The organism is Streptomyces sp. NPDC027663 (assembly GCF_055566415.1).
Map to the genome: position 1 here is coordinate 1 of NZ_JBVHSK010000024.1, position 16,684 is coordinate 16,684.

Consider the following 16,684-nt stretch of genomic DNA (forward strand, 5'->3'; position numbering starts at 1 on the left):
AAACCCCCCCCCCCCCACCCCCCCCCCCCCCCCCCCCCCCCCCCCCCCCCCCCCCCCCCCCCCCCCCCCCCCCCCCCCCCCCCCCCCCCCCCCCCCCCCCCCCCCCCGGGGCCGGCCCGGTGTTCGGTTCACCTGACGGGAGTGAAGTCCCGTGCCCCGATGAACTCCGGCCGGCGGACCGGGGCCGCGAACGGGTCCACGGCCGTGTTCTCCACGCTGTTGAACACGATGAAGACGTTGCTGCGCGGGAACGGCGTGATGTTGTCGCCCGAGCCGTGCATGCAGTTGCAGTCGAACCAGGTCGCCGAGCCGGCCTTGCCGGTGAACAGCTTGATGCCGTGCCGGCTCGCCAGCTCGGTCAGCGCCTCGTCGGACGGGGTGCCGGCGTCCTGCATCTGCAGGGACTTCTTGTAGTTGTCCTTCGGCGTGGCACCGGCGCAGCCCAGGAACGTCCGGTGCGAGCCCGGCATGATCATGAGGCCGCCGTTGGTGTCGTGGTTCTCGGTCAGCGCGATCGAGACGGACACCGTGCGCATGTTCGGCAGGCCGTCCTCGGCGTGCCAGGTCTCGAAGTCCGAGTGCCAGTAGAAGCCGCTCGCCCCGAAGCCCGGCTTCACGTTGATCCGGGACTGGTGGACGTACACGTCCGAACCGAGGATCTGCCGGGCCCGGCCGACCACCCGCGGATCGCGCACCAGGTTCGCGAACACCTCGCTGATCCGGTGCACCTCGAAGACCGAGCGGATCTCCTTCGACTTGGGCTCGACGATCGAGCGCTCGTCGAGCCGTATCGCCGGGTCGGCGACCAGCCGGTCCAGCTCACTGCGGTAGACCTCGACCTCGTCCGGGGTGATCAGCTGGTCGACGGCGAGGAAGCCGTCGCGCTCGTACGAGTGGAGATCGGCCGTCGAGACCGGGCCCGGGGTGTCCGGGGAGCCCCAGACGACCGGGTCCTGGCGGGGGACGGTCACCTCGGTGGTGCCGCGGGTGGGGTAGAGATCGGTGACGGTGGTCATGGGACGTCACACCTCCTCGGGCTCGGTGAGCAGCGGGTAGACGCCGTTCTCGTCGTGGTCCTCCCGTCCGGTGACGGGCGGGTTGAACACGCAGAGGCAGTGGAAGTCCTCCTTGACCCGCAGCGTGTGCCGCTCGTGTCCGTCGAGGAGGTACATGGTGCCCGGGGTGATCGTGTACGTCTTCCCGGCCTCGTGGTCGGTGAGTTCGGCCTCGCCCCGGGTGCAGACGACGGCCTCGACGTGGTTGGCGTACCACATCGACGTCTCGGTCCCGGCGTACAGGATGGTCTCGTGCAGGGAGAAGCCGACCCGCTCCTTGGCGAGGACGATCCGCTTGCTCTCCCAGGTGCCGGACTTCGCTCTGACGTGCCGGTCGGTGCCTTCGATGTCCTTGAACGATCGCACGATCACGGTGTTGGTCTCCTCCTTGCTGATCAGACGGTTTCCCGGACGGCGCGGGCGAGGACGCGCAGACCCTCGTCCAGCTCGTCGGGGGTGATGGTCAGGGCCGGCAGCAGCTTGACGACCTCGCCCTCGGGGCCGGACGTCTCGATGAGCAGCCCGAGTTCGAAGGCGCGCCGGGCGACCCGCGAGGCACGGTCCTTGTCGTGGAACTCCAGGCCCCACACCAGACCGCGGCCGCGGTACTCCTTCACGTCGGCGAGGTTCTCCTCGGTGACGGCTATCAGCGCCTGCTCGACCTGCTCACCGCGGGCGCGGGTCTGCTTCTCCATGGCCGAGCCGTCGGTCCAGTACGCCTCCAGGGCCGCGGTCGCGGTGACGAAGGCGGGGTTGTTGCCGCGGAAGGTGCCGTTGTGCTCGCCCGGCTCCCACACGTCCAGCTCGGGCTTGAACAGGCACAGCGACATCGGCAGCCCGTACCCGCTGATCGACTTCGACACCGTGACGATGTCCGGCGTGATGCCCGCCTCCTCGAAGGAGAAGAAGGCGCCGGTACGGCCACAGCCCATCTGGATGTCGTCGACGATCAGCAGCATGTCCTGCCGCTCGCACAACTCCTTCAGCGCGCGCAGCCATTCGGGCCGGGCGACGTTGATGCCGCCCTCGCCCTGGACGCTCTCCACGATCACCGCGGCGGGCTTGTTCAGGCCAGAGCCCTGGTCCTCCAGCAGCCGCTCGAACCACAGGAAGTCCGGGACGGTGCCGTCGAAGTAGTTGTCGAACGGCATCGGCGTGCCGTGCACCAGCGGGATGCCGGCGCCGGCCCGTTTGAAGGCGTTGCCGGTCACGGCGAGGGAACCGAGGGACATGCCGTGGAAGGCGTTCGTGAAGGAGACGATCGCCTCGCGGCCCTTCACCTTCCGCGCCAGCTTCAGCGCGGACTCGACGGCGTTGGTGCCGGTCGGACCCGGGAACATGACCTTGTACGGCAGGTCCCGCGGACGCAGCACCAGATCCTGGAAGGTCTGCAGGAACGACCGCTTGGCCGTGGTCGACATGTCCAGGCCGTGGGTGACGCCGTCGCGTTCCAGGTAGTCGATCAACGCCCGTTTCAGCACGGGGTTGTTGTGGCCGTAGTTGAGTGATCCGGCACCGGCGAAGAAGTCGAGGTACGCATGGCCGTCCTCGTCGTACATCCGGCTGCCCTGCGCCCGGTCGAACACGGTGGGCCAGCCGCGGCAGTAGCTGCGCACCTCGGACTCGAGGGTCTCGAAGACGCTGAGGTCGGGCTGGGTGATGGTCACGGTGATTCGCTCCTCAGTGGGGGGTGGAGTCGGTCAGCGGGCCGATGCGGAACAGGACTTCGGGGTCGTGCGGGCCGTCCGGGAACAGGTCGGCGCCGAACAGCACCTCACGCTCGACCTGTGCGCCGTGCCGGGCGGCGAACGAGGTGAACAGGCGCTCGGAGGCGGTGTTGCCGGGGGTGATGGTGGTCTCCACCTCCGTGATGCCGCGCTCGGCGGCGAGCCGTGCGGTCAGGCCGTCCAGCAGCGCGGCGGCGATGCCGTGGCCCCGGTGGGCGGAGTCCACGGCCACCTGCCAGACGAGCAGGGTGCGGGGCTCGTCCGGGCGCACGTACCCGGTGACGAATCCGACCGGCTCCCCGTCCGCACCGCGCGCCACCGCGGAGGTGGCGGCGAAGTCCCGGCACCACAGCAGATAGCTGTACGAAGAGTTCAGGTCGAGTGTTTTCGAGTCCTTGGCGAGGCGCCAGAGTGCGGCCCCGTCCGTCGTCTTGGGTCGTTCGATGAGCAGGTCTGCTGGTGCGGCAGTCATGCGGCACGAATTTAGCGAGGCGAATTCGAAAATGCACGGCAGGTGATCTCCCGACCTCCCGGCAGATCGGTGAAATGTCCGCAATATGCCGGGGCAAATCGGGGCATATTCTCGTTTCTGTGGAGTGTGTCACAGGGTACAAGTCGCCGGAAATCGAGCCGCAAACTCCCCGGTTTAGCCCTGCAAAAAGCGGGCAGAAGAAGACGGGAAGCTATCGTCCGCGGAATTGGCGGGAATTGTGAAAGTAAATTGAATTCAGTATCCGGTGGTCCCGTCGATTCGTTCACGCGAAATGCCGGGATGCCCGTCGTGCCCGTCGTGCCGGGCGTGTTCCTCGATGAGACGAAGGGATACCCGGCGCGGACCGGCCTCGGCGCCCGCCACCGGCCCCCGCCCCGGACGGAAGGGCGCACTCCACACGGCGACGGCCCGCGCCGTGGGCACGGGCCGTCGCGGTGCCAGCCGGGCCGCCCGCGCCGTGGACTACTGCCAGGCCCGCTCCACGGCCTGTCGTGCGCTCACGGGGTCGACGGTCAGCCCCTGCTCGGCGAGTGCCGCCCCCAGCGCCGCCAGAGACCCCTGCACCGCCCCCGGCGTCGCGTCCGGACCGTAGTGGTTGACCCGGATCATCTCCTTGGCCAGCGCACCGCCGCCCGCGGCCAGCGGCAGCGCCGGGTCGCTCTCCAGGGCCCGTGCCACCAGCTCCGATGCCACCACCCCGGACGGCACGCGCAGGGTCGTGGCGACCGGGGCCGCGTCCTTCTCCTCGTACACGTACGGCTCCAGCCCCCCGCCCAGTGCCACGGCACCGGCGCGCGTGGCCAGCGCGGCACCCCGGTGGCGCGCCATCACCGTGTCCAGGCCGGCCGACTCGATCCGCTCCAGGCACGCCTGCAGCGCCAGCATCTCCAGCTGGGCCGGAGCATGCGGCAGCGCCCGGCGGCCGGCGTCGATCCAGCGCTCCTTCCAGTCCAGCAGGGAGAGGTAGGAGCGGCGCGGGGCGTTCGGGTTGGCGGTCATCCGGGCCCATGCCCGCTCGCTCACCGAGATCGCCGACACCCCTGCCGGGCCGCCCATCGCCTTCTGCGCCCCGATCACGCACAGATCCACGCCCCACGCGTCCGGCAGCACCGGCTCGGCACCCACGGAGGCCACCGCGTCCAGATAGAAGAGGGCGCCGTGCTCCCGCACCACCTCGCCGATCTCCGCCACCGGGTTGGTGTTGCCGGTCGCCGCCTCCGCGTGCACCAGCGACACGAAGTCGATCTCCGGGTGCGCGGCGAACGCCTCCCCGATCTGCTCCGCGGTCACGGCCGTGTGGAAGGGGACGGACAGGTCGTGCACCGTCGCGCCGGAGTCGCGCAGCCAGTTGCCGAAGGTCTGCCCGTACGGGCCCGTGATCACGTTCAGGGCCACCGTGCCCGGACCGGCCGCCGCGCGGATCGCGCCCTCCAGCGGCAGCAGCGCCTCGCCCTGGGTGATCAGGACGTCCTGCCGGGTGCCCAGCAGCCGGGCCACCCCGTCCTCGATGGCGGCGAAGCGCTCGGCACTCAGCGGGGGCAGGTCGAGGAAGGGGTGGGTCACGGCGGTGCTCTCTTCGCTCTCGGGGGGTCGACTCCTCCGATCTTAGGTCGAACGGTCCCATAGCCATCAGTTTGATTTGAGAGACTCAAACCTTTCCTTATAATCGGAACCCTCAGTACCCCCACAGGAGATCTCCCCATGAAAACGCTCGTCGGGCGCCGGACCCGCCTTCTGGCCGCCACCACCGCGACCGCCGCACTCGTGCTCGTCGCGGCCGGCTGCTCCTCCAGCGACTCCGGGAGCGGCAAGACCACCGTCAAGGGGGTCCACCTCGCCAAGGCCGGGCAGCTGACCACCTGCACCCACCTGCCCTACCCGCCGTTCCAGTCGGACATCGACGGCAAGGTGCAGGGCTTCGACGTGTCCCTGATCGACCTCGTCGCCAAGGACCTCGGCGTCAAGCAGGAGATCCGCGACACGCCCTTCGAGAACTTCAAGACCGGCGCCTTCCTGAACTCCGGCGAGTGCGACCTGGCCGCCGCCGGCATGACGATCACCGACGAGCGCAAGAAGAACGTCGACTTCTCCGACCCGTACTTCGAGGCCACCCAGGCCGTCCTCGTCGACAGGAACAGCGGTGTCGACTCGCTGGCCGACGTCAAGGCCAAGGGCAAGAAGCTCGGCGCCCAGGCGCAGACCACCGGCGAGGACTACGTCAAGTCCAAGGGCTACGACCCGGTCTCCTTCGAGTCCTCCGACGCCGTCCTCAACGGCCTGCGCACCGGCCAGGTCCAGGCCGTCGTCATCGACTACCCGGTCGTCCAGGGCTGGCTGAAGGACAAGGCCAACGCGGACAAGTTCAAGGTCGTCGACAACCTCAAGACCGGTGAGCAGTACGGCTTCACCGTGAAGAAGGGCAACAAGGCGCTGCTCGACGCCATCAACAAGGCGCTCAAGACCGCCAAGGCCGACGGCACCTACAAGAAGATCTACGAGCAGTGGATCGGCCCGTACGAGGCGTCCGTCGCCTCTCCCGCCGCCTCATGACCGATACGGACGTAACTCTCCAGCCGAAGAAAAAGGGACTGACCCGGCGGCAGAAGCGCAGCCTGTCGCGGGCCGCGCAGTACGCCGTCTTCGTCGCCGCCGTGATCGCCTTCGCGGTCACGGCGGACTGGGGCCGGCTGCAGAACCAGTTCGCCCAGGCCGGCATCGCGAAGCAGATGTTCCCGGACGTCATCACGCTGGCGCTGAAGAACACCGTGCTCTACACGGTGTCCGGCTTCGTCGTCGGACTCGTCCTCGGCATGGTCATCGCACTCATGCGGCTGTCCTCCGTGGGTCCCTACCGCTGGCTGGCCGGCGTCTACATCGAGATCTTCCGCGGCCTGCCCGCCCTGCTGATCTTCATTTTCGTCGGCGTGGCCGTGCCGCTCGCGTTCCCCGGCACGGAGATCCCCGGCGGGACCTACGGCAAGGTCGCCCTCGCGCTCGGCCTGGTCTCGGCCGCCTACATGGCGGAGACCATCCGCGCCGGCATCCAGGCCGTGCCCAAGGGGCAGATGGAGGCGGCCCGCTCGCTCGGCTTCTCGCCGGCGAAGGCCATGATCTCGATCATCATCCCGCAGGCCTTCCGGATCATCCTCCCGCCGCTCACCAACGAACTCGTCCTGCTCTTCAAGGACTCCTCGCTGGTGCTGTTCCTCGGCGTCACCCTGGAGGAGCGGGAACTGTCCAAGTTCGGCCGCGATCTGGCCAGTACGACCGCCAACTCCACGCCGATCCTGGTCGCGGGCCTGTGCTACCTGCTGGTCACCATCCCGCTCAGCTTCGTCGTCCGCCGTATGGAATCCAAGGCCCAGGAGGCGATCCGGTGAGCCGCCCGGAGATCGAAGTCCGGGGGCTGCACAAGTCCTTCGGCGACAACGAGGTGCTGCGCGGCATCGACCTGGAGATCGGCCAGGGCGAGGTCGTCTGCGTCATCGGGCCCTCCGGCTCCGGCAAGTCGACGCTGCTGCGCTGCGTGAACCTGCTGGAGGAGCCCACCAAGGGCCAGGTCTTCGTCGGCGGCACCGAGGTGACCGACCCCGACGTCGACATCGACGCCGTACGCCGCCGTATCGGCATGGTCTTCCAGCAGTTCAACCTCTTCCCGCACCTGAACGTCACCGAGAACCTCACGCTGCCGCAGCGCCGGGTCCTCGGGCGGGACAAGGGGACGGCCGCGAAGATCGCCGCCGAGAACCTGGCCCGGGTCGGCCTGTCCGAGAAGGCGGACGCCTACCCGTCCTCCCTCTCCGGCGGCCAGCAGCAGCGCGTGGCCATCGCCCGCGCGCTCGCCATGGGCCCGGAGGTGATGCTCTTCGACGAGCCGACCTCCGCGCTCGACCCCGAACTCGTCGGGGACGTCCTCGCGGTGATGCGCAGGCTCGCGCGGGAGGGCATGACGATGATGGTCGTCACGCACGAGATGACCTTCGCCCGCGAGGTCGCCGACCGGGTCGTCTTCATGGACGGCGGAGTGATCGTCGAGGACGGCAGCCCCGAGCAGGTCATCGGCGCCCCGCGGCACGAGCGCACCCGGCACTTCCTCTCCCGTCTGCTCGACCCGGCGATGGCCGAGGTGGAGGAGGAGATCTCCGACCAGGTGGGGAAGTCCGAGCCGTAGGTCGTTAAGGTGCGGTGCATGAGCGATGGCGCCGTGCTGCACGTGAAGGGCCGGGTCCTGGTGGGGCCGGAAGACGTCCGCGACGAGCTGTGGGTCGTCGGGGGCCGGATCTCCTACGACCGCCCCGCCGGGGCCCGGGACGTCCGGACCGTCGAGGGCTGGGCGCTGCCGGGCCTGGTCGACGCGCACTGTCATGTGGGTCTCGGCGCCCACGGCCCGGTCGACGCGGCCGCCGCCGAGAAGCAGGCACTCACCGACCGGGAGACCGGCACCCTGCTGATCCGGGACGCGGGCTCGCCCTCCGACACCCGCTGGATCGACGACCGCGACGACCTCCCGAGGATCATCCGCGCGGGCCGGCACATCGCCCGCACCCGGCGCTACATCCGCAACTACGCGTGGGAGATCGAGCCGGACGACCTCGTCGCCTACGTCGCCCAGGAGGCCCGGCGCGGCGACGGCTGGGTCAAGCTGGTCGGCGACTGGATCGACCGGGACCTCGGCGACCTCTCTCCCTGCTGGCCCCGCGAGGCCGTCGAGGCCGCCATCGCCGAGGCACACCGGCTCGGCGCCCGCGTCACCGCCCACTGCTTCGCCGAGAGTTCCCTGCGTGACCTGGTCGAGGCGGGCATCGACTGCATCGAGCACGCGACGGGCCTCACCGAGGACCTGATCCCGCTGTTCGCGCAGCGGGGCGTCGCGATCGTCCCCACCCTCGTCAACATCGCCACCTTCCCCAGGCTCGCCGACGGCGGCGACAAGAAGTTCCCGCGCTGGTCCTCCCACATGCGCCGGCTGCACGAGCGGCGCTACGACACCGTGCGCGGCGCCTACGACGCCGGCATCCCGGTCTTCGTCGGCACGGACGCCGGCGGCTCACTCGCCCACGGCCTGGTCGCGGAGGAGGTGGCCGAACTGGTCACCGCCGGCCTCCCGCCGGTCGACGCCCTCGCCGCCACCAGCTGGTCGGCCCGCAAGTGGCTCGGCCGGCCCGGCCTGGAGGAGGGCGCCCCGGCGGACCTCGTGGTGTACGAGGCCGATCCCCGGGCCGACGTACGGGTGCTGGCAGCGCCGCGACGGGTGGTGCTGCGCGGGCAGGTCGTCGAGTAGATGTGCCCGTGATTCGAAACGGCGAGCGAGATATCCACGTATGAGTGAAGTAACCCTGGATAGCTGACCGTTCACCCACAGTGCGTACAAGGTTGACGAGTCCCAAGCATGTCCCGTCTGGGGGTCCCACCGCCTTGAACAGCAACAACTTCCGCATGCCCGCACGCCGGCTGACGGCGCTCGCGACGGTCACCGCCCTCACCGGGGCGCCCGCCGTCCTGGGCGCGAGCGCCGCGCACGCCACCGGTGACCACGCTCGCGCCTCCGCCGTCGTCCTGCGCACCGGGCTCGACGTGTCCCTGCTCGACAAGACCGCGCACGTCCCGCTCGCGGTCTCCCTCAACGAGGTCCGGGCACCGCAGAGCGCCGACCGCACCGCCCTGACCGCCCGGCTGGACGGCGTGAACGGCGGCAAGCCGTTCACCGTGCTCGCCGCGGACGTCGCCGAGGCCCGGGCCACGGTCACGGCCAAGCGCGCCGAGGGCTCGGTCCGGGTCGCCCACGCCAAGCTGCACCTCCCCGGCCTGCCTCTGCTGTCCCTGATCGAGGCCGACACGATCACCGCCAAGGCCACGTGCGAGGCCGGCAAGGCACCGGCCGCCTCCGCGAACGTCCTCGGCACGGTCCGTGTCCTCGGCAAGCGCGTCACCCTGACCGCCGGCGGCCCGACCGAGGTGAAGGTGCCCGGCGTCGGAGAGGTCCGTCTCGACCTCTCCCAGCACCGGACCACGACCCGTACGGCCGCCGCGACCGCCCTCGAACTCAAGGTGACCGTCAACCCGTTGAAGCTCAACGTGGCCGACGTCGAGGGCACGGTCACCCTGGCCAGGGCCACCTGCGAGTCCCCGATGGCCCCGCCCACCAAGAAGCCTGTGCCGAGCCACGACCCGGCCGCCGACGTCCGCCCGCAGGGCGCCCCCGACCAGGCCGACCTCGCGGAGACCGGCGGCAGCTCGGCGACCCCGTACATCGCGGGCGGCGCGCTGGCGCTGCTGCTGTTCGGCGGGGGAGCGGTGACGGTGGCCCGCCGCCGCAAGAACTGACGGCGCCCACCCCAGGGCCGCTCCCGGGCCGTCACTCGCCGACCACTCGGCCGGCCGCTCCCCGCTCGGCGCTCACCCCGGGTAGGGAGCGGCCTCCCGGCCCGCCCGGAGCGTGGCGGCCCACCAGGACAGCTGGTCCAGGGGCCTCGGCGTACCCCGGGGGCTCGGCGTCGAGCGAGATGCTGGACATCCCGGCGGACGCCCAGCAACTCGTGGTGTACCTGCCGGCCGACGAGGAGACGGAGACGGCCCTCGAACGCCTCCGGGAACGACCGAGACCGAGGGCGATCTCGTAGCAGGGCGAGAACCCCGGGTGCTCAGCCGCGTGAACCGGGTGGACGGCCGGGCGGAGCCAGGGCGGCCGACAGGGCCTTCAGGAAGGCGTTCACCGTCGCACGGTCGCGTACGGCCACCCGTACCCAGTCCACCCCGAGCCCCGGAAACGTGTCCCCACGCCGCACCGCCCAGCCGAGGTCCCGCAACCGTCGCCGTACCCCGGCCGCGTCCGGGATGCGCACCAGCACGAACGGCCCCTGCGCCGGCTCCACCACCCGCACCCCGAGGCCGGCGAAGGAAGCCAGCCCGGCCACCAGATGCGCCCGGTCCCCGGCGATGCGATGCGCCGCATGCCCCGCCTCGGCCAGCGCCCTCGGCGCCACACACGCCTGCGCGGCAGCCAACGCCGGTGTCGACACGGGCCACAACGGCTGGGCCCGCTCCAGCTCGCCGACGATCTCCGCGGGAGCCAGCACGTACCCGATGCGCAGCCCGGCCAGCCCCCAGGTCTTGGTGAGGCTGCGCAGCACGACGAGCCCCGGAACGTCGGTCCGCCCGGCCAGCGCCTCGCGCTCACCGGGCACCGCGTCCATGAACGCCTCGTCGACCACCAGGATCCGCCCCGGACGGGCGAGCCGCACGATCGTCTCCGCCGGATGCAGCACGGACGTCGGATTGGTGGGATTGCCGATCACGACGAGGTCGGCGTCCTGCGGCACGGCCGCCGGGTCCAGCCGGAACCCGTCCTCCTCCCGCAGCAGCACCCGGTGCACGGTGTGCCCGGCGTCCCGCAGCGCGGCCTCCGGCTCCGTGAACTGCGGGTGCACCACGACGGGCTGACGCACCTCGAGCGCGCGGGCGAGCAGCACGAAGGCTTCCGCGGCCCCCGCCGTCAGCAGCACCCGCTCCACCGGCAGCCCGTGCCGCGCCGCCACCGCCGCCCGCGCGGCCCGCCCGTCCGGGTAGGCCGCCAGGGACGACAGTGAGCCGGTGATCTCCTCCCGCAGCCACCGCGGCGGCGTGTCCGCGCGGACGTTGACGGCGAGGTCGCCCAACGCGGCCCCGTCGTCCCGCACTTCGGCGTCCCCGTGATGCCGCAGATCGTGTCCGGCCCCGCCGGTGCCCTCAGTGCGCATGGCTGTGTGAGTGCCCCCCGTGATGGTGATGCCCGTGTCCGTGGCCGTGCTCGTGGTGGTGGCCGTCGTCGTCCGGGTGGAAGTGCGGCTGCTGCGGCAGCCCGACCTTGTCCTCGAAGCCCGGCAGCGCGATCCGGTACACGCACGAGTCGCAGTTCATGCGCAGATCGCCCTTGACGGCCTCCTGGTACCGCTCCATCACCAGGTCCAGCAGCTCCGGCTCGGGCCCGATGACGTCGGCCGACCGCACCTCGGTCCCCGGATGCGCGGCGGCCCACCCCTCGGTCTGCTGCCGCACCCGGTCCGGCAGGATCCCGGTGAACAGGAAGTACGGGAGTACGACGATCTTCCGCGCGCCCAGCGCCACGCACCGGTCCAGGCCGCTCGGCACGTCCGGCGCCGCCAGCGACACGAACGCCGTCTCCACACCGGCGTATCCACGGCCCTCCCAGAGCAGCCGCGCCGCCTTGAACACCTCGGCGTTGGCGTCGGGGTCCGTCGAACCGCGGCCCACCAGCAGCACCGTCACGTCGGCCCGGTCCTCGGGCGTCCGGGCCGTACCGCCGAGCGCCTCGTCCAGCCGCCGCTCCAGCACGTCCAGCAGCGCCGGATGCGGGCCCAGCGGGCGGCCGTAGGTGTACGAGATGCCCGGGTGCCGCTCCTTCTCGCGGGCCAGCGCGGCCGGGATGTCACCCTTGGCGTGCCCGGCGGACACCAGCATCAGCGGCACCGCGGCGAACCGGCGTACGCCCTGCTCGACCAGCTCGGTGACGGCCTCGCCCAGCGGCGGCGGCGACAGTTCGATGAAGCCGCCGGCGACAGGCAGCTCGGGGTGACGGCGCCCCAGCTCCCGGACGAAGTCGCGGAACGCCTCGGCTCCGGCGTCGTCACGGGTGCCGTGTCCGGCGATGAGCAGGGCGGGCGGGGTGGTCACGAGGTCTCCTCAGATGAAACGGGGTGATACTGCGAGATGTTGGGCGCGGCGGCGGCCGAGCCGCCGTCCACCACCGCCCGGGTCGGCGGCGGGAGGTGCGAGGAGTCCGGGCGGGCGCGCAGCCGCCGGAAGGACTCCTGCTCGACGGATCGGACCACGCGCTTCACCCGGCGGCCTCCTGCCCCGCCTGCCAGCGGTAACCGCGCGGGGTCACCATGCGGCCCGCGATCTCCCGGGTCGCCGTGTTGCCCACGGTCACGACCGTCATCATGTCGACCGTCGCCGGGTCCAGTGCGCCGAGCGTGGTGACCCGGCTGGACTCGTCCGGCCGGGACGCGTTGCGGACGACCCCCACCGGCGTCGCCGGCTCCCGGTGCCCGGCGAGGATCGCCAGGGCCTTGGGCAGCTGCCAGTCCCGGCCCCGGGAACGCGGGTTGTAGAAGGTGACGACGATGTCCGCCTCGGCCGCCGCCCGCACCCGGCGCTCGATGACCTCCCACGGCGTGTGCAGGTCGGACAGGCTGATGGACACGTGGTCGTGGCCCAGCGGCGCGCCCAGGATCGCCCCGGCGGCCAGCGCGGCCGTCACCCCGGGCACCCCGACCACGTCGATGTCGTCGGAGGCCTCGGCGAGCGCCGGGGAGGCCATGGCGTACACGCCCGCGTCCCCGCTGCCGATCAGCGCCACCGCGTGCCCCTTGCGGGCCTCCGCGACCGCCGTACGGGCGCGCTCCTCCTCCGCGCCGAGCCCCGACTCCAGCACGCGGGTGCCGGGCCGCAGCAGGTCGCGGATCTGGTCCACGTACTGGTCGAGCCCGACCAGCACCGACGCCCGCCGCAGTTCGGCCGCCGCGCGCGGGGTGAGCAGGTCCCGGGCGCCCGGCCCGAGCCCGACCACCGCGAGCCGCCCGCGTCCCGGGCGCCGTACGACGGCACAGGTCGCCATCGCCGGCTGCCCGTCGGCACGCTCCGACTTCCGCTTCGGCACGAGGAGTTCGCCCCCGCGCACCAGGGCGGCGGCCTCGGCGACCGACGGCGTGCCGACGGCCGTGAGCGGCGCGTCGGACGGGTTCGGCACCGCCACGCCCGCCAGTTCCCCGGCGGAGTACGTCACCAGGGGCACCCCGAGCCGCTCGGCGGCGGCCACGATGCCGGGCTCCTGCGCCTTCGCGTCCACGGTGGCCAGTTCGGCCACGGACTTCGGCGAGAGCCCCGCCTGCGCCAGCGCCTCCTCGATCAGGCCGAACACCTCGGCCACCGGCGCGCCCTTCGAGGCGCCGACCCCGACCACCAGCGACGGCGGACGCAGCAGCACCTCCCGCTCGCCGGGTTCGACGGCCCGGTCGGTGAGCCGGACGGTGTACGCCCCCTCGCCCCGGTCGGCCGACAGCGGCAGCGCCGGCAGCGGCCACGCCACGTCTGCCGCCAGCGCGACCGGCGCACCGTCCAGCAGGGCCCGCGAGACCGCGGCGACCGCACCCTCGTACGGCAGCCCGAGCGTGTCCAGACCGGGCAGCCCGACCGCATCCGTCGCGGTCGTCACCACCGGCTCCGCGCCCAGCAACTCACCTACCGCACGGGCGAGTTCGTTGGCACCGCCGCCGTGCCCGCCGACCAGGGACACCGCGAACCGGCCGCCCTCGTCCACGCACACCACCCCCGGGTCGGCCGCCTTGTCACCGAGCAGCGGCGCGAGCAGCCGTACCACCGCCCCCGTCGCCAGGAAGCACACCAACTGCTCGCACTCCGCGAACGCGGCCCGTACGGCCTCCCCGACGGGACCCTCGTACACGCGCGTACGCTCCGGCCAGGCCGCGGCCAGCCGGTCCCGCGCCGCCGCTCCCGCCGCGGTGGCGGAAATGAGGCCGATCACTGGGCAACTCCTTCACTGGACACCGGGGCCCTGACGCCCCAGAGCACGAACACAGGATTGGTGGCCGCGAGCCGGGTCACGTCCCCCGGCAGCGGCGCGAGGCGCGACGACTGCAGCAGCACCCCGTCGCAGACGAACCCGGAGGCCGTGAGCGCCTCGCGCGTCGCCGGCACCCGGTCCAGGGCGGCCAGCGCGACGACCACCGTCCGCCGCGCCCGCCGCGCACAGGCGGTCACCACCGCGGGCAGCTCCCGGCCCCCGCCCCCGACGAACACCGCGTCGGGATCGCCGGCCAGCCCGGACAGCGCCTCCGGCGCCGAGCCGTGCACGACCTCCACGCCGACGCCGTGGGCGAGGGCGTTGGCACGGACCCGCTCCACCCCGTCCGCGGTCTTCTCGACGGCGACCACGGCCGCACCCAGCCGCGCGCACTCCACCGCGACCGAACCCGACCCGGCGCCTACGTCCCACACCAGGTCACCGAGGCGCGGCCCGAGCCGGGCCAGGGCCAGCGCCCGCACCTCGAACTTGGTGATCATCGAGTCCCGGTGCGTGAACTCGTCCTCGTCCAGGGCCCATCGAGCGGGCTGCTCCGGCACCGCGGCCACCGTACGCACCGCACCGAGCGCCCGCGCCTCGTCCAGGCACAGCACCACGCTCACCGCCGTACCCCAGTCCCGGACCGCCGCCTCGGCGGCCGTCACCCGCTCCACGCGCTCCCGCACCGGATCCCCGAGTGCGCTCGCCACGACCAGCACCCGGTCACCGGGCAGCGCGGCGCCCAGCTCGGCCGGTCCGGCGCCCGGGCCCGTCAGCACGGCCACCTTCGGCCGCGCCCGGCACACGTGCACCGCCGTACGCAGGTCCCGGCCGTGCGCGCTGACCACGACCGCGTCGTCCCAGGGCAGCCCGATCCGCGCGAACGCGGTGGCCACGGACGACACCCCCGGCCGCACGTCCAGCAGCCCGGCCTCGAACCGCTCGGCCAGCGCCCGTACGATCCCGAAGAACCCGGGGTCCCCGGAGGCCAGCACGACGACCGGCAGATCCTTGCCGACGTACTCCGCGATCGTCTCCAGGGCGGGCGCGAGCGGCCCGAGCACCACCTGCTCAGCCCCGTCCGGCAGCTCCACGGCGTCCAGATGGCGCCGCCCGCCGACGACCAGCGCGGCCCCGGCGAGGACGTCCGCGGGAACCGGGGCCCCGGTGCCCGTACCGACGACCGTGATCAACTCTTCGCCCTCTGTTCCCGCAGGGCCCGGCGGGCCTCCGGGTCGGCCTTGCGGTACCCGTGGAAGTGCCCCGGGTGGTACAGGTGCGAGCGGGTGCCGTGCGCGTCCAGGGCCGGGCCGACCAGGAACAGGGTGTGCTTCCAGAGCTTGTGCTCCTTGACCGTCTCCTCCAGCGTGCCGATCGTGCACTTCACGACCAGCTCCTCCGGCCAGGTCACCTGGTACGCGACCACCACCGGCGTGCTCGTGGGATAGCCGCCCTCCAGCAGCTCCCGCACCAGCTGCCCGCTGCGCGCCGCCGACAGGAAGATCGCCATGGTGGTGCCGTGCCGGGCGAACTCGCGGACCTCCTCGCCGGGCGGCATCGGCGTCTTGCCCCCGCCCAGCCGGGTCAGCACCACGGACTGCGCGACCTCAGGGATCGTCAGCTCGCGCTCCGCCAGCGCGGCCACCGCCGAGAAGGAGGACACGCCAGGCACGACCTCGGTCGCGATGCCGATCTCGTGGCAGCGGTCCAGCTGCTCCTGGGTGCCGCCCCACAGGGCCGGGTCACCGGAGTGGATCCGGGCGACCTTCAGCCCTTCCTCGAACGCACGTCGGTACACGGCGACGACGTCCTCCAGCGACATGGCCGCCGAGTCCAGGATCTCGGCGTCCGCACGGGCGTGCTCGAGGACCTCCGCCTGGACCAGGCTCGCGGCCCAGATCACCACGTCGGCCTCGGCGATGGCCCGGGCGGCACGGAACGTCAGCAGATCGGCGGCGCCGGGGCCGGCACCGACGAAGGTCACCTTGCCGGTGGGGGCATCGGCCATGGGAATCGGTCCTCTCCTACAAGTCAGTACGTGAACGGCTGTCGGACGTGCGCGCACGCCGGTCCATCGGATAGCAAGGGCCTATGGCGGTCTTCGTCGCGCTCGGCGCGTTCCTGATGACGCTGGCCGGCGGCTGGACGGCACAGCGCGTGACCGACCGCCGCCATCTGGTCCTGGGCCTGGCCGGCGGGCTGATGCTGGGCGTGGTCGGCCTGGACCTGCTGCCGGAGGCGCTGCGCGCGGCCGGCCAGGAGATCTACGGCGTACCCGCCGCGCTGCTGCTGTTCGTGGCCGGGTTCCTGCTGGCCCACCTGGTGGAACGCACGCTGGCCGCGCGCCAGGCCGCGCACGGCGGCGCCGAGGGCCCCGACCACCGGGCGCCCGAGGTGGGCCTGGCGGCGGTCGCCGCGATGGTGGGCCACAGCGCCATGGACGGCGTGGCGATCGGCGCGGCCTTCCAGGTCGGCGGCGGCATGGCCACCGCGGTCGCGCTCGCCGTGATCGCCCACGACTTCGCCGACGGCTTCAACACCTTCACCATCACCAGCCTGTACGGCAACGCCCGCCGCCGCGCCATCGGCATGCTGGTCGCCGACGCCTGCGCACCCCTGCTCGGCGCGCTGTCCACGGCCTTCTTCCGCATCCCCGAACCGGTGCTCGGCGGCTATCTCGGCCTCTTCGGCGGCGTGCTGCTCTATCTCGCCGCCGCCGAGATCCTGCCCGAGGCCCACCACGAGCACCCGGCCCGCTCGACGCTGCTGTGCACGGTGGCCGGGGCCGCGTTCATCTGGCTGGTGGTCGGCATCTCCGGCTGACCGC

At 72.3% G+C, this 16,684-nt stretch carries 17 protein-coding genes; 6 read left to right on the forward strand and 11 right to left on the reverse strand.

What is annotated here, in order from left to right:
* Positions 1-128 precede the first annotated feature (128 nt).
* The 5 genes from thpD to ACZ4SF_RS36205 all read right to left on the reverse strand — a co-directional run bounded on the left by thpD (position 129) and on the right by ACZ4SF_RS36205 (position 4,838).
* Positions 129-1,016, reverse strand: coding sequence for an ectoine hydroxylase (gene thpD / locus ACZ4SF_RS36185; RefSeq protein WP_468392970.1), 888 nt, complete (start codon positions 1,014-1,016; stop codon positions 129-131).
* A gap of 6 nt (positions 1,017-1,022) precedes the next feature.
* Positions 1,023-1,427 carry an ectoine synthase gene (locus tag ACZ4SF_RS36190; protein ID WP_468392972.1) on the reverse strand — a complete coding sequence of 135 codons (405 nt, stop codon included), beginning with the start codon at positions 1,425-1,427 and terminating at the stop codon, positions 1,023-1,025.
* Positions 1,428-1,450: 23 nt separating this feature from the next.
* Entirely contained in the window at positions 1,451-2,722 is a 1,272-nt protein-coding gene (ectB, locus tag ACZ4SF_RS36195) for a diaminobutyrate--2-oxoglutarate transaminase (RefSeq protein ID WP_468392974.1), read from the reverse strand.
* 13 nt (positions 2,723-2,735) lie between these two features.
* On the reverse strand, positions 2,736-3,254 hold the full coding sequence (gene ectA / locus ACZ4SF_RS36200; RefSeq protein ID WP_468392976.1) for a diaminobutyrate acetyltransferase: 519 nt from the start codon (positions 3,252-3,254) through the stop codon (positions 2,736-2,738).
* A 483-nt stretch (positions 3,255-3,737) separates the two neighbouring features.
* A complete protein-coding gene (locus ACZ4SF_RS36205; RefSeq protein WP_468392978.1) occupies positions 3,738-4,838 on the reverse strand; it encodes a pyridoxal-phosphate-dependent aminotransferase family protein in 1,101 nt (366 codons plus the stop codon).
* A gap of 138 nt (positions 4,839-4,976) precedes the next feature.
* On the opposite strand from ACZ4SF_RS36205, the gene ACZ4SF_RS36210 reads away from it, so the two are divergent.
* The 5 genes from ACZ4SF_RS36210 (at position 4,977) to ACZ4SF_RS36230 (ending at position 9,599) form a co-directional block, all read left to right on the forward strand.
* Entirely contained in the window at positions 4,977-5,825 is an 849-nt protein-coding gene (locus ACZ4SF_RS36210) for a transporter substrate-binding domain-containing protein (RefSeq protein ID WP_468392979.1), read from the forward strand.
* Positions 5,822-6,655 (forward strand): amino acid ABC transporter permease, encoded by an 834-nt coding sequence (locus tag ACZ4SF_RS36215; protein WP_468392981.1) that lies wholly within the window; start codon positions 5,822-5,824, stop codon positions 6,653-6,655. The genes ACZ4SF_RS36210 and ACZ4SF_RS36215 overlap by 4 nt, the downstream gene beginning before the upstream one ends.
* Positions 6,652-7,446, forward strand: a complete 795-nt coding sequence (locus ACZ4SF_RS36220) for an amino acid ABC transporter ATP-binding protein (RefSeq protein ID WP_468392983.1) — start codon at positions 6,652-6,654, stop codon at positions 7,444-7,446. Before ACZ4SF_RS36215 ends, ACZ4SF_RS36220 begins: the two co-directional genes overlap by 4 nt.
* Positions 7,447-7,464: 18 nt before the next feature.
* Complete coding sequence (locus ACZ4SF_RS36225; RefSeq protein WP_468392985.1) at positions 7,465-8,556, forward strand: amidohydrolase family protein; 1,092 nt, start codon at positions 7,465-7,467, stop codon at positions 8,554-8,556.
* 134 nt (positions 8,557-8,690) lie between these two features.
* Positions 8,691-9,599: an SCO1860 family LAETG-anchored protein gene (locus tag ACZ4SF_RS36230; RefSeq protein WP_468392987.1), complete on the forward strand. Its 909-nt coding sequence runs from the start codon at positions 8,691-8,693 to the stop codon at positions 9,597-9,599.
* Positions 9,600-9,916: 317 nt separating this feature from the next.
* Here ACZ4SF_RS36230 and cobC read toward each other — a convergent pair whose 3' ends face one another.
* The 6 genes from cobC to cobM are packed head-to-tail and all read right to left on the reverse strand — an operon-like array spanning position 9,917 to position 15,865.
* On the reverse strand, positions 9,917-11,011 hold the full coding sequence (cobC, locus tag ACZ4SF_RS36235; RefSeq protein WP_468392989.1) for an Rv2231c family pyridoxal phosphate-dependent protein CobC: 1,095 nt from the start codon (positions 11,009-11,011) through the stop codon (positions 9,917-9,919).
* Entirely contained in the window at positions 11,001-11,945 is a 945-nt protein-coding gene (locus ACZ4SF_RS36240) for a sirohydrochlorin chelatase (protein ID WP_468392991.1), read from the reverse strand. Before ACZ4SF_RS36240 ends, cobC begins: the two co-directional genes overlap by 11 nt.
* The gene (locus ACZ4SF_RS36245; RefSeq protein ID WP_468392993.1) at positions 11,942-12,112 is read right to left on the reverse strand and encodes a hypothetical protein; all 171 of its coding nucleotides are present in this window, start codon (positions 12,110-12,112) and stop codon (positions 11,942-11,944) included. Before ACZ4SF_RS36245 ends, ACZ4SF_RS36240 begins: the two co-directional genes overlap by 4 nt.
* Positions 12,109-13,818: a precorrin-3B C(17)-methyltransferase gene (gene cobJ, locus ACZ4SF_RS36250; RefSeq protein ID WP_468392995.1), complete on the reverse strand. Its 1,710-nt coding sequence runs from the start codon at positions 13,816-13,818 to the stop codon at positions 12,109-12,111. Before cobJ ends, ACZ4SF_RS36245 begins: the two co-directional genes overlap by 4 nt.
* Positions 13,815-15,050 (reverse strand): precorrin-6y C5,15-methyltransferase (decarboxylating) subunit CbiE, encoded by a 1,236-nt coding sequence (cbiE, locus tag ACZ4SF_RS36255; protein ID WP_468392997.1) that lies wholly within the window; start codon positions 15,048-15,050, stop codon positions 13,815-13,817. The genes cobJ and cbiE overlap by 4 nt, the downstream gene beginning before the upstream one ends.
* Complete coding sequence (gene cobM / locus ACZ4SF_RS36260) at positions 15,047-15,865, reverse strand: precorrin-4 C(11)-methyltransferase (RefSeq protein ID WP_468392999.1); 819 nt, start codon at positions 15,863-15,865, stop codon at positions 15,047-15,049. The genes cbiE and cobM overlap by 4 nt, the downstream gene beginning before the upstream one ends.
* An 83-nt stretch (positions 15,866-15,948) precedes the next feature.
* On the opposite strand from cobM, the gene ACZ4SF_RS36265 reads away from it, so the two are divergent.
* Positions 15,949-16,680 (forward strand): ZIP family metal transporter, encoded by a 732-nt coding sequence (locus ACZ4SF_RS36265; protein ID WP_468393001.1) that lies wholly within the window; start codon positions 15,949-15,951, stop codon positions 16,678-16,680.
* Positions 16,681-16,684: the final 4 nt, after the last annotated feature.